The following is a 12611-nucleotide window of genomic DNA, read 5'->3' as shown; positions in this document are numbered from 1 at the left end:
GCAAGTCTGTTGCTTGCGCTGCATGGATTCTAATCAGGGGCATTCCCTTCGCAGGTAACGAAGGGATGCGTAAATGTCACGACATGGTTACACGGTCGCCGGAGCGCAGAATTGCGCCAGGGCCGAGGCCATGCTCGGCGCCAGGGGCAGGCGTGGAATCAGCACCGCCTGCCAGGCGTGATACAGGTCCGGCTTGCCTGGCCAGATATCGGCACTGGGGCGGTTCTGCGGATCGAGTTCGTGGTGCCAGCTGCCGTTGCAACGGTCGATGAAGTGCTTCTCACAGAACTCCCAGAAGCACCGGTACCAGGTTTCGTACTGTGCCTCGTCGGTGCGCTTGAGCAAGGCGCTGGCAGCTGCCGCCGCTTCGGCATGGACCCAGTGCAGGCGATGGCGGACCACCGCGCGATTGTCCCAGTCCAGCGTATAGACAATGCCAGGCGCGCCATCGACATCCCAGCCGTGACGGCAGTTCTGCTCGAACAGTTTCTGCGCGTCCTGGAGCAGCCAGCCCGGGGTCAGCATACCGATCCGCACCCGAGCCGCTTCGAGATGCAAGAGCAAGCGGGCCCATTCGAAGCCGTGGCCCGGCGTGGTGCCATACGGACGGAAGCCATCGGCGGGATTATCATGGTTGTATTCGCGCAGCGGCTGCCAGTGGCGGTCGAAATGCTCCACCACCAGATAATCGTTGGCCGCCGCATGGCCGTGGATCACTCGCTCGACGATGCGCAGCGCACGGGCGAGCCAGCGCGGATCGTCAGTGACATCGGCCAGGGCCAGGAAGGCTTCGGTGGCGTGCATGTTGCTGTTGGCACCGCGATAGGCTTCCTCGACGCTCCACTCACGGTTGAAGGATTCGCGCAGGGCGCCTTCTTCCTCGCTCCAGAAATGCGCGTCGATGATCCGTACGGCCTCGTCCAGCAGCGCCTGGGCGCCGGGACGCTGGGCCACCACGGCGGAACTGGCGGCCAGGGCCACGAAGGCATGCAGGTAGGCGGCCTTGCCGGTGTCGTCTTCATGGGGTTGTGTCGTGGCAAACCAGCCGCAGTATTCGGCGTCCCGCAAGGGGCCGCCGAGGGCCTGGATGCCGTGGTCCACCAGTTCGGCGAAACCCGGCAGGCCCTGGGCGTGAGCCATGGCGAAGCTGTGGGTCATGCGCGCGGTGTTCATGGTTTCAGCCCGGGCCCCGGTCGGCAGGCAACCGCGCTCGTCCAGATTGCCGAAACCGTCCGGCAGCCTTGACGCCTTGGCGAACGCCAGCAACCGCAAGCCTTCGGCGGCGAGCCATTGCTGGTGGGCAGGGGCGTTCAGCCAACTGCTGAAGCCCGGTTGGAAGGTGTCCATCAGGCATACCTTTTTGTTGTTTTGACGCAGGGAGTCTAAACAAGGGATGGCGGAAGGCAGGTAACGAAAGGGGCGAGTTATGTCACCAGCCCGTTACAAAACAGGTGAAACGACTGGCGCCATCGCGAGCAGGCTCGCTCCCACAGGGTTCGATGGTGGACACAGAAATTGTGAACGCCGCAGTGCTCTTGTGGGAGCGAGCCTGCTCGCGATGAACGATAACGCGGTCTCGCTAATCGACACTGCGAGGCAGTTGCAACGTCACCCGCAACCCGCCCTCGCGCAGGTTCTGCAGGCTCACTTCACCCCCATGGCTGTGGGCGATGTTGCGGGCGATACCCAACCCCAGGCCACACCCCTGCTGCTGCCCGGCCAGACGGAAGTGCGGCTCGAAAACCTGCTCGAGACGCTGCTCCGGCACGCCCGGACCTTCATCGTCAACGTGCAGGATGAACGAGGTTTCATCGTCGTCGATGTGCAAGTGGGCGTTCTGCCCGTATTTCAAGGCATTGTCGATCAGGTTGCCGATACAGCGCTTGAGAGCCAGCGGCTTGCCGGGATAAGGCGCCAGCGCCCGGCCATCCTGAGTAACACGGCCGTTGCCATTGGGAGCCAGGTAAGGTTCCACCAGGCAATCGAGCACATGATTGAGATCCACCGGCTCGATGTTTTCGTGGATGTCTGTGTCCTTGACGCATTGCAGCGCCCCTTTGACCAGCAACTCCAACTCGTCCAGGTCGCGGCCGAACTTGGCTTGCAGGTTCTCATCCTCGAGCAATTCGACCCGTAGCCGCAGGCGCGTGATCGGCGTGCGCAGGTCGTGGGAAATCGCACTGAACAACTGGCTGCGTTCGGTCAGGTAGCGGCTGATGCGCTCACGCATGGCATTGAATGCCCTGCCCACTTCCACCACTTCGCTGCCGCCACCTTCGGCAACCGGCTCCACTTCGGCGCCCAGGGACATGTCCCGCGCCGCTCGGGCCAGACGCTTTAGCGGCCGGCTCTGCCAGTGCACGAGCAAGCCGATGAACAGCAGCAACAGGCTACTGGTGAGCACGATGAAGCCGACCTGTTGCTTGGGCAAGTCCTGCTCTTCGAGACTGGTATAGGGCTCAGGCAGTAGCGAGGCGATGTACAACCATTCGCCCGGTGCCATCTGGATCTGCGTGACCAGCACCGGCGGGTTCACAGGCTCCAGCGTCAAGGCGTAGTGCGCCCACGAGCGCGGCAACTCCTCGAGTTTCAGTCCGCCGTTGAAAATCCGCAGGTCGTCGGGGCTGACAAAGGTCACGGAAATATCGGCGTTATTGCCCAGCGACTTGCGCAGCACTTCGTCCACTGCCTTGAGCACCGCCAGCTTGCGCGGCGTGACCGGCAGCACCTCCATGCCCAGCGGCTTGTCGTTGAGCGTAACTACAAACCGCGTACCTCCCATGCTGCGCAATTGGTCCAGCACCAGCGGCCGGTACGCCACCGGCAACGAACGCAGGTAGCTGACGCTGGCCGTCATCGAATGGGCAAGGCTGCGGGCGCTGGTGATCAGGCCTTCAAGCTGGGTGGCGCGCAGTTGCGACACCCAGATGACGCTGGACAGCGTCTGGGCGAACAACACCACCAGCAAGGTCAGCAACAGCATCCTTCCGAGCAGCGAGCGCGGCACCGGCACCCGTCGGGCGACTTTCCTGGCCCATTCAATGACCATTGCTGGCAACCACGTTGGCCGCCAGTTGATAACCACTGCCGCGCACCGTGCGGATCAGCCGCGGCGGCTTGTCGGTATCACGCAGGCGCTGGCGCAGGCGACTGACCGCCATGTCGACGATCCGGTCCAGGGGCATCAGCTCCCGGCCCCGGGTGGCGTTGCCGATGGTGTCGCGGTCGAGGATTTCCTGGGGATGATCGAGAAACAGCTTGAGCAGGGCGAAATCGGCGCCGGAGAGAATCACTTCCTCCCCGTCGGTGTGGAACAGCCGATGACTGACCATGTCCAGCCGCCACTCGTCGAAGGCCAGCACCTCACCGCCGGAGCGCTCCTGGCCGAACTGTGCCCGGCGCAACAGGGCCTTGATGCGCGCCTGCAATTCACGCGGACTGAACGGCTTGCCGAGATAATCATCGGCCCCCAGTTCCAGGCCAATGACCCGGTCGGCCTCGTCGGAACTGGCGGTGAGCATGATGATCGGCACGTGGGCCTGGCGCGGGTGCTGGCGAACCCAGCGGCACAAGCTGAAACCGTCTTCGTCGGGCAGCATCACGTCGAGGATCACCAGATCGCTCGGCGCGTCGTTCAACGCCTGGCGAAACCCGGCGCCGTCGGGTGTGGTCCGCACCTGGAACCCCGCCCGACTGAGGTAAGTGTCCAGCAGCTCGCGAATCTCCTGGTCGTCGTCGACCAACAAAATCGATTTGTTTACTGAACTCACGGGGCCGCGTCCTTGTTGTTTGGATTAGTGCGGATTATGCCTGATGGAGAAAGCCTACAAACACCACAGAACCTCTGTGGGAAGCGAGCCTGTGTGGGAGCCGAGCTTGCTCGCGATGAAGACACCTCGATCCATTGACCGTATTTTCGTTCATCGCGAGCAAGCTTTGCTCCCACAGGAGATCACATCATTCCAAGCGTCAGGTTGTGGCCGATTGCTCCAGCGCCACGCCAGCGCCCATCAGGCCGGAGTACGGTGCGGTGACCAGCCAGACCGGAATGCCCTTGAAGTAATCGCTCATGCAGCCCTTGTCGGCGAAACAGCGGGCGAAACCGCTCTGGAGGAAGAAATCGGCAAACCGGGGGATCACTCCACCGACGATGTATACACCGCCTCGTCCGCCCACCGTCAGTACATTGTTGCCGGCCACGCGCCCCAGCCAGCGGCAGAACTGCTCCAGCACTTCCAGGGCGATAGGGTCACCGGCCAGGCCGGCGGCAGTGATGGATTCAGGTGTATCGAGCACCGGCTCATGCCCGTCCACCGCGCAGATCGCCCGGTACACCCGGGGCAAGCCGCTGCCGCTCAGGGCGGTTTCGGCGCTGACGTGTCCGATCTCGTTGTAGATGTGCTGCCAGAGCTGGGTCTCCCGCGGGCTGCTCATCGGCAGGTCGACATGGCCACCCTCCCCCGGCAACGCCGCAAAGCGGCCTCCCCCCAGATCCAGCAATGTACCGACGCCCAGCCCGGTGCCCGGTCCGATTACCACCGCCGGGCGCATCGGCTCCGGGGTGCCTTCGCACACGACCCGGTATTCATCGGGACGCAAACGGGTCATCCCCAGGGCCATGGCCGAGAAGTCGTTGACCAGCAACAGCTTCTCTACCTGCAAGGCCTTGCAGAACGCCAGGTTGCTCAGGCGCCAGTGGTTGTTGGTGAAACGAAACAGATCACCCGCCACCGGGCCGGCCACCGACAGACACACCGAACCGATGACGCCAGGCTCCAGGCCCATGCCGCTCAGGTACACCTTGATGGCATCTTCAGGACAAGCGTAATCCGCCGTCGCCAACACCTGGACGTTTTCCAGATTGTGGTTCTTCCACAACGCAAAACGAGCGTTGGTCCCACCGATGTCACCGACCAGGGCCAGTTTCAATTAATTGTCTCCAGTGCAGCGGTGAAGGCGCTGGCGCCCTGCTCTGCCGAGCTGAAGGCCATGCGCATGAAACCGAACAGTTCACGACCGGTGCCGATGTTGTTGCCCAACAGGCCCTTGGCCGGTTCGCGTGCGGCGAATTGCTCGGCGTCCACCTTCAATTCCAGGGTGCCTTTGACGCCATCGACGCGGATGATATCGCCCTCCTGCACCCGGGCCAACGCGCCGCCGACATAAGCTTCGGGGCTGACGTGGATCGCCGCCGGGATTTTCCCCGAGGCGCCGGACATCCGTCCGTCGGTCACCAATGCCACTTTGAAACCGCGATCCTGCAACGAGCCGAGGAACGGGGTCATCTTGTGCAGCTCCGGCATGCCGTTGGAGCGCGGCCCCTGGAAGCGCATTACCGCGACAAAGTCCTTCTCCAGCAGGCCGGCCTTGAACGCATCCGCCAGGTCCTGCTGGTCCTGGAAGACCATCGCCGGTGCTTCGACGATCTGGTTTTCCAGGGCGACGGCGGAGACTTTCATCACACCACGACCCAGGTTGCCTTCCATCACCCGCAAGCCGCCTTCCGGCGAGAATGCACGGGCCACCGGGCGCAGGATGTTTTCGTCGAGGCTTTCGATCGGGCCGTCGCGCCACACCAGTTCGCCATCCTCCAGGAACGGTTCCTGGGTATAGCGGCTCAGGCCGTGACCGAGCACGGTGTTGACGTTCTCATGAAGCAGACCGGCCTCCAGCAGTTCGCGAATCAGGAAGGACATGCCACCTGCTGCCTGGAAGTGGTTGATGTCGGCCTTTCCGTTCGGATAGACGTGGCTCAGGGTCGGCACCACCTCGGAGAGGTCGGCCATGTCTTGCCAGGTCAACTGGATGCCCGCCGCCATGGCGATGGCCGGCATGTGCAAGGTGTGGTTGGTCGAGCCGCCAGTGGCGTGCAGCGCGACGATGGAGTTGACCAGCGAGCGCTCGTCGACAATTTCGCCGATGGGCATGAAGTTGCCACTCTGCTTGGTCATGCGCGTCACCTGGAACGCCGCTTCGCGGGTCAGGGCATCACGCAGCGGAGTGTTCGGGTTGACGAACGAGGCGCCCGGCAAGTGCAGGCCCATCACTTCCATCAGTAGCTGGTTGGTGTTGGCGGTGCCGTAGAAGGTGCATGTACCGGGGCTGTGGTAGGACTTCATCTCCGATTCCAGCAGCTCTTCGCGTGTGGCCTTGCCCTCGGCGTAACGCTGGCGCACATCAGCCTTTTCCTTGTTGGAGATGCCGGACACCATCGGTCCGCCGGGCACGAAAATCGTCGGCAGGTGACCGAAGCGCAGGGCTCCCATCATCAGGCCCGGCACGATCTTGTCGCAGATGCCGAGCATCAGCGCGCCGTCGAACATGTTGTGGGACAGCGCCACCGCCGTGGACATGGCGATCACTTCACGACTCGGCAGGCTCAGCTCCATCCCCGCCTCGCCCTGGGTAACCCCGTCGCACATGGCCGGCGTGCCGCCCGCGAACTGGCCGACCGAGCCAATCTCGCGCAAGGCTTTCTTGATCTGTTCCGGGAAGGTTTCGTAGGGCTGATGGGCCGAGAGCATGTCGTTATAGGACGACACGATGGCGATATTCGCGGCGTTCATCATCCGCAGGTGGTGCTTGTCTTCGCTGCCGCAACCGGCCACGCCATGGGCAAAGTTGGCGCATTGCAACTTGCCGCGCATCGGACCGTCGCTGGCGGCACCGCGGATCAGTGCAAGGTAAGCCTGACGCGTGGCGCGGCTGCGGGCGATAAGCCGTTCGGTGACCTCAAGAACGCGGGGATGCATGTGTAGAACTCCAGGCTAACGGGTGTGGCGACCTGATTGTCTATGCTGATCAAAACCGGCCGAACACCCCGTGACAGGGAAGGCGACAAACGGTTTTTGACCACTCGGACCAGTTGATTCAGGTCACTCGTTGTAGATAAAACAAAATATTGCCATCAAAAAGGCTTGTTTTCTATTTTTATGCGAATAATCTTGTAATTCCAACAACAAATCGATGGCGGCGCAGTAATGACTCTTCGAATCGCAATCAATGGTTTTGGCCGCATCGGCCGCAACGTCCTCCGTGCACTGTATACCCAAGGCTATCGTCGCGACCTGCAGATCGTCGCCATCAACGACTTGGGCGACAGTGCGATCAATGCTCATCTGCTCAAGTACGACACCGTCCACGGCACTTTCGATGCCGAGGTGCAGCACGATAACGAAAGCCTGACGGTCAATGGCGACCGCATCGCGGTCAGCGCCATCCGCAACCCGGCCGAACTGCCCTGGGCCGCCGAGAAGATCGACGTGGTGTTCGAGTGCACCGGGCTGTTCACCGACCGCGTCAAGGCAGCCGCCCATATCAGCGCCGGCGCCCGCAAGGTGATCATCTCGGCCCCGGCCAAGGGCGCCGACGCCACCGTGGTGTATGGCGTGAACCACGACATCCTGCGCCAGTCCCACCAGATCATTTCCAACGCTTCGTGCACCACCAACTGCCTGGCCCCGGTGGCCCAGGTGCTGCATCGCGAGCTGGGCATCGAAAGCGGCCTGATGACCACGATCCATGCCTATACCAACGACCAGAACCTGACTGACGTCTACCACACCGACCCGTACCGCGCCCGTTCGGCCACCCAGAACATGATCCCGAGCAAGACCGGTGCCGCCGAAGCGGTGGGCCTGGTACTGCCGGAACTGGCGGGCAAGCTGACCGGCATGGCTGTGCGCGTGCCGGTGATCAACGTGTCTCTGGTGGACCTGACCGTGCAGCTCAAGCGCGAAGCGTCGGCCGAAGAAGTCAACGAACTGCTGCGCCAGGCCAGCCAACATTCGAAGATCCTCGGCTACAACACCCTGCCGCTGGTCTCCAGTGACTTCAACCACAACCCGCTGTCGTCGATCTTCGACGCCAACCACACCAAGGTCAGCGGCAAGCTGCTCAAGGTATTGGCCTGGTATGACAACGAGTGGGGCTTCTCCAACCGCATGCTCGATAACTGCCTGGCATTGTGTAACGCCGAGTGACCGGGCACAGCCGCTGAACGCTTTTGTGGGAGCGAGCCTGCTCACGAAAGCGGTGTGTCAGTCAGCATTTTTTCGACTGATACACCGCTTTCGCGAGCAGGCTCGCTCCCACATTGGTTTTCGAGCAGTGATGAAATCCGGGCTTGACCTGCAGAGCACATGATAAGCATTATCATTTACTCCTACCGGATCGGGCCTTATCGTGAGTCAATCGCGCTTTCACCACGTCTTCCTCGCCCAGCGCACACCTCTGCTGCGCACCCTCGAGCGCATGGTCAACAACCGCAGCACCGCCGAAGACCTGCTCCAGGAAACCTATCTGCGCGTCTCCCGCGCATTGGGGGACCGCACAGTCGAGCATCTCGAACCCTTTGTCTTCCAGACCGCCCGCAATCTGGCACGGGACCATCTGCGTACAAGGCGCATGCAGTCCCGTACGGTGCTGGACGACGTGCCTCTGGAGGTCGTCCACAATGTGATCGCTCCCCAGAGCAGCGCCGAAGACGCCGTCCATGCCGAACAGATGCTTGAGCGTCTCAACTCCAGCCTGCAAGCGCTGAGTCCGCGCCAACAACGAATTTTCATTCTCAGTCGCCTGCATGGACATGGATATCAGGACATCGCTGCAGAACTGGGTGTGTCCTTGAGCACCGTGCAAAAGGAACTGAAACTGATCATGGCGATCTGTGTGGGTAGTTGTGAGTTATAAGCTTCAAGCGGCAAGCAGCGCATGCTTGCCACCTGTTGCTTGCAGCTCGTAGCTTGTCACTTGCCACTAATGCCGAGTAACCACCGTGACGGATAATCACCACGCCCCCGAGTCTGCGTCAGCACAGGACACTGCTCATGCCATGGAACAGGCGCTGGACTGGCTGATCCTGATGGACAACCCCAGCCAGGAGCAGGCCCGGCAATTTCAGGTCTGGCTGGCGGCCGATCCGCGCCATGGCGAAGCATTCGTCAGAGCCCAGACTCTCTGGAACGGCCCGCAAGTGAAGGAGAGTGCCCGGCGGCTCCAGGCCGCTCCCAGGGTGAGCGTATTGTCACGCTTGCGCGCCCACTGGAAGCCCCTGGCCACCGCTGCCGTGCTGTTCCTGGGCCTGTTCAATTTCAGCGACCTGCCCCTGCGTTTCCAGGCCGATCATCTGACGGTGGTCGGTGAACGCCAGCGCCTGCAACTGGAGGATGGCTCCAAGGTCCTGCTCAACACCGACTCGGCGTTTTCCAGCACGTTCAACGAACGGCGCCATGTGGCCCGACTGTACAAGGGTGAAGCGTTTTTCGAGGTGCCCGACAACCGCAGCTTGCCTCTGGAGGTCGACGCCGGACCGGTCACCGCCAGTGTCAGCAACACCACGTTCGCGGTGCGCTACCTCGACGGTGTAGCCCAGATACAGGTCCAGCGCGGCGATGTCGAGTTGCGGGCCAACCGCAACGACACCCACATCCGGCTCTCGGCCGGGGAAAGCATCCGCATCGGCCCCAACGGCTTTGACCGTCCGGCACCGCTCGATACCCGCACCGATCTGGCCTGGGTCCAGGGTCGGCTGGTGTTCGAAAACCGGCCGCTGAGCCAGGTCCTGGCCGAACTGCGGCGCTACTATCCCGGCTGGATCATCAACCGCAACGAACAATTGGCCCAGGTTGCCGTGACCGGTAACTACCGACTCGACCAGCCGCTGGACGTGGTTCGCTCCCTGGCTCACATCACGTCCGCGCAGCTTCAGGAGTTCCCGGCACTGGTGATCCTGAACTAAATGAGAATTATTTTTACTCGATAGCCTTCGCTGATTCGTCTCGTTATAGCCAATGCAATTGATTCGCATCTACTGATGCCGATCTGCACCTATAACAGATGCGACACGGAGCGCTATCGATGTCCTCTCGCCTTACCTGCCGGTTCCTTGCCCCTTCCCGTACGCTGTCGTTGCTGACCGCCGCCATCCTGATGGCCAGCATCGCGCCCGTCGCCCTGGCCGCCACGACGCAACCGCCAGCGCGCAACGTCGGCGACTACACCTTCGCCATCGCCCAGCAGCCACTGGTCTCGGCCCTCAATGCATTCACGGCCATCACGGGCTGGCAAGTGGGTCTGCCGGCAGAACTGGCCGAAGGCGTCGCATCGCCCGGCGTCAATGGCTCGCTGCCACCTGAAAAAGCCCTGGAGCGCCTGCTGACGGGAACCCACCTGAGCTACCGCAAGCTGGGCAACAACAGCATCGTGCTGGAGAAACGCAGCGCCGGCAACGTGGTGAACCTGCAACAGATGACCATCAGCGCCACCCGCCAGGAGCAGGACATCAACGGCGTGCCGAGTACCGTCAGCGTCCATGAGCGCCAGGCACTGGACCGCAACAACGTCAGCACCCTCAAGGACCTGGTGCGCTATGAGCCCGGCGTGTCGGTGGGCGGAGCGGGCCAGCGCGGTGGCATCAGCGGCTACAACATCCGCGGAATCGACGGCAACCGGGTGCTGACCCAGGTCGACGGCGTATCGATTCCCGACGGCTTCTTCAACGGCCCCTACGCCAAGACCCAGCGCAACTATGTCGATCCGGAAATCATCAAGCGCGTGGAAATCCTCCGTGGCCCGGCTTCGGTGCTCTATGGCAGCAACGCCATTGGTGGCGCCGTCAGCTATTTCACTCTGGATCCGGATGACATCATCAAGCCCGGCCAGGACGTCGGTGCCCGTCTGAAGACCGGCTACAGCTCCGCCGACGAAAGCTGGCTCAAATCCGCCACCGTCGCCGGCCGCAGCGGTGCACTCGACGGCCTGTTGCATTACAGCCAGCGCGACGGCCATGAAACCGAATCCTACGGCAGCAACAACGGCACAGGCCTGGACCGCACCGCGGCCAACCCGGAGGATGTGCGTGCCAACAACGTACTGGCCAAACTCGGCTGGAACTACAGCGATGACGCCCGCCTGAGTCTGGTCTATGAGAAGTACAAGGATGATCGCGACACCGATCTGAGAAGCGCCTACGGTGGCCCCTTCTCCAACGGTCAGCCGGCCATCCCCACGAGCATCCTGCCGGGCGGCATGTACCAGTGGCGCACCGGCAACGACACAGTCACCCGCGAGCGTTTCGGCCTGGAGCACAGCTTCGCCCTCGATAGCCTGCTGGCCGACAATATCAAGTGGAGCCTGAATCACCAGATCGCCAAGACCGACGAAAGCACCGCCGAGTTCTACTTCCCGATTACCCGCCAGGTCCTACGCACCCGGAAAACCCTCTACGAAGACAAGCAATGGGTCTTCGACGCACAACTGGACAAGGCCTTCAGCCTCGCTGACACCGATCACGCGCTGACCTACGGCACCACGATCAAGCAACAGAAAGTCACCGGCTCGCGCAGCGGCAATGGCGTGTGCCTGGCGGTCGGCGTGGGTTGTTCCGCCGTCGGCGCCATCAGCACCCGGGACGTACTGGCAAAAGCCAGCGACTTCCCGGACCCGACCATCAACACCTACAGCCTGTTCGCCCAGGACCAGATCAGTTGGGACAAGTGGACCTTCACTCCGGGTCTGCGCTACGACTATACCCAGCTCAAGCCGCACCTTACCCAGGCGTTTCTCGACACCGTCGACCCGACCGGCGGTGGCCAGGTCAGCGACAGCAACAAGACCTGGCATCGCGTCTCACCCAAGTTCGGCCTGACCTACGCCTTTACCGACCAGTACACCGGGTACGGCCAGTACGCCGAAGGTTTCCGCACCCCGACCGCCAAGGCCCTGTACGGTCGTTTCGATAACCCCGACGTCGGCTACAGCGTGAAACCCAACCCCAACCTGGAACCGGAAAAAAGCAAAAGCTACGAGACCGGCTTGCGCGGCCGTTTCGACTCCGGTTCGTTCGACGTGGCGGTGTTCTACAACAAGTACCGCGATTTCATCAACGAAGACGCCATCACCCCCGGCGCCGATCAATTGACCTTCCAGAGCAACAACATCAAGCACGCCACCATCAAGGGCGCCGAGGTCAAGGGTCGTCTGGACCTCTCCGTCCTGGGGGCGCCCCAGGGGCTATATACCCAGGGTTCGGTGGCCTACGCCTACGGTCGCAACGACGATTCCGGCCAGCCGCTCAATAGCGTCAACCCACTGACCGGTGTGTTCGGCCTGGGTTACGACCAGAACGACTACGGCAGCTTGCTTACCTGGACCCTGGTCAGGAAGAAAAACCGCGTCGACGACAGCAACTTCAACTCGCCCGATGGCGTCAGCAGCCAGTTCAAGACGCCCGGTTTCGGGATTCTCGATCTGACCGGGTTCTACAAGGTGACCCAGGAGGTCACCGTCAGCGGCGGCCTCTACAACCTCACTGACAAGAAGTATTGGCTGTGGGATGACGTGCGCGGCTACGACAGCGTCGGCGAAGCGGCCGTGCTGAGCCCCGCCAACCTCGATCGCCTGACAGCGCCGGAGCGCAATTTCGCGATCAACCTGATCTGGGATATCTGATCCGCTGACCACAGCAAACAGTTCATAGGTGGGAGCAAAGCTTGCTCGCGATACAGGTGCCTCGATTTCTGAAGGACCGCATCGTCTGCATCGCGGGCAAGCCTTGCTCCCACAGTGGTGCCCCTCGCCACAACAGCGACCTACTTTCACTTAAGGAATGT

Annotated in this window: 9 protein-coding genes; 4 read left to right on the top strand and 5 right to left on the bottom strand. The window is 62.1% G+C overall.

Going from position 1 to position 12611, the window contains the following annotated elements; translation table 11 throughout:
- Positions 1-87 precede the first annotated feature (87 nt).
- The 5 genes from AD665_RS16380 to edd all read right to left on the bottom strand — a co-directional run bounded on the left by AD665_RS16380 (position 88) and on the right by edd (position 6752).
- Positions 88-1347: a D-mannose isomerase gene (locus AD665_RS16380; RefSeq protein WP_053192827.1), complete on the bottom strand. Its 1260-nt coding sequence runs from the start codon at positions 1345-1347 to the stop codon at positions 88-90.
- Positions 1348-1579: 232 nt separating this feature from the next.
- Complete coding sequence (locus AD665_RS16375; RefSeq protein WP_053192825.1) at positions 1580-3049, bottom strand: ATP-binding protein; 1470 nt, start codon at positions 3047-3049, stop codon at positions 1580-1582.
- Positions 3039-3770 carry a response regulator gene (locus AD665_RS16370; RefSeq protein ID WP_024776388.1) on the bottom strand — a complete coding sequence of 244 codons (732 nt, stop codon included), beginning with the start codon at positions 3768-3770 and terminating at the stop codon, positions 3039-3041. The genes AD665_RS16375 and AD665_RS16370 overlap by 11 nt, the downstream gene beginning before the upstream one ends.
- Before the next feature lie 199 nt (positions 3771-3969).
- Positions 3970-4929: a glucokinase gene (locus AD665_RS16365; RefSeq protein WP_053192823.1), complete on the bottom strand. Its 960-nt coding sequence runs from the start codon at positions 4927-4929 to the stop codon at positions 3970-3972.
- On the bottom strand, positions 4926-6752 hold the full coding sequence (gene edd / locus AD665_RS16360; RefSeq protein WP_024776386.1) for a phosphogluconate dehydratase: 1827 nt from the start codon (positions 6750-6752) through the stop codon (positions 4926-4928). Before edd ends, AD665_RS16365 begins: the two co-directional genes overlap by 4 nt.
- A gap of 228 nt (positions 6753-6980) precedes the next feature.
- Between edd and gap the strand changes: the two genes are divergently transcribed.
- From gap to AD665_RS16340, 4 genes are all read left to right on the top strand, one after another.
- Positions 6981-7982, top strand: a complete 1002-nt coding sequence (gene gap, locus AD665_RS16355) for a type I glyceraldehyde-3-phosphate dehydrogenase (protein ID WP_024776385.1) — start codon at positions 6981-6983, stop codon at positions 7980-7982.
- A gap of 202 nt (positions 7983-8184) precedes the next feature.
- Positions 8185-8691 (top strand): RNA polymerase sigma factor, encoded by a 507-nt coding sequence (locus AD665_RS16350; RefSeq protein ID WP_053192820.1) that lies wholly within the window; start codon positions 8185-8187, stop codon positions 8689-8691.
- A 142-nt stretch (positions 8692-8833) separates the two neighbouring features.
- The gene (locus tag AD665_RS16345; protein ID WP_392396959.1) at positions 8834-9739 is read left to right on the top strand and encodes a FecR family protein; all 906 of its coding nucleotides are present in this window, start codon (positions 8834-8836) and stop codon (positions 9737-9739) included.
- A 119-nt stretch (positions 9740-9858) separates the two neighbouring features.
- Entirely contained in the window at positions 9859-12450 is a 2592-nt protein-coding gene (locus AD665_RS16340; protein ID WP_053192816.1) for a TonB-dependent receptor, read from the top strand.
- Positions 12451-12611: the final 161 nt, after the last annotated feature.

Origin of the sequence: Pseudomonas corrugata (genome assembly GCF_001269905.1) — a bacterium.
Taxonomy (GTDB): Bacteria; Pseudomonadota; Gammaproteobacteria; order Pseudomonadales; family Pseudomonadaceae; genus Aquipseudomonas; species Aquipseudomonas corrugata.
The sequence above is the reverse complement of the archived record's forward strand: the minus strand, read 5'-3'. Positions and strand labels throughout refer to the sequence as shown.

Bases quoted from the DNA above. Each gene is read 5' to 3' on its own strand.
- AD665_RS16380 (WP_053192827.1), bottom strand. From the start codon at position 1,347: ATGGACACCTTCCAACCGGGCTTCAGCAGTTGGCTGAACGCCCCTGCC.
- AD665_RS16375 (WP_053192825.1), bottom strand. From the start codon at position 3,049: ATGGTCATTGAATGGGCCAGGAAAGTCGCCCGACGGGTGCCGGTGCCG.
- edd (WP_024776386.1), bottom strand. From the start codon at position 6,752: ATGCATCCCCGCGTTCTTGAGGTCACCGAACGGCTTATCGCCCGCAGC.
- gap (WP_024776385.1), top strand. From the start codon at position 6,981: ATGACTCTTCGAATCGCAATCAATGGTTTTGGCCGCATCGGCCGCAAC.
- AD665_RS16345 (WP_392396959.1), top strand. From the start codon at position 8,834: ATGGAACAGGCGCTGGACTGGCTGATCCTGATGGACAACCCCAGCCAG.
- AD665_RS16340 (WP_053192816.1), top strand. From the start codon at position 9,859: ATGTCCTCTCGCCTTACCTGCCGGTTCCTTGCCCCTTCCCGTACGCTG.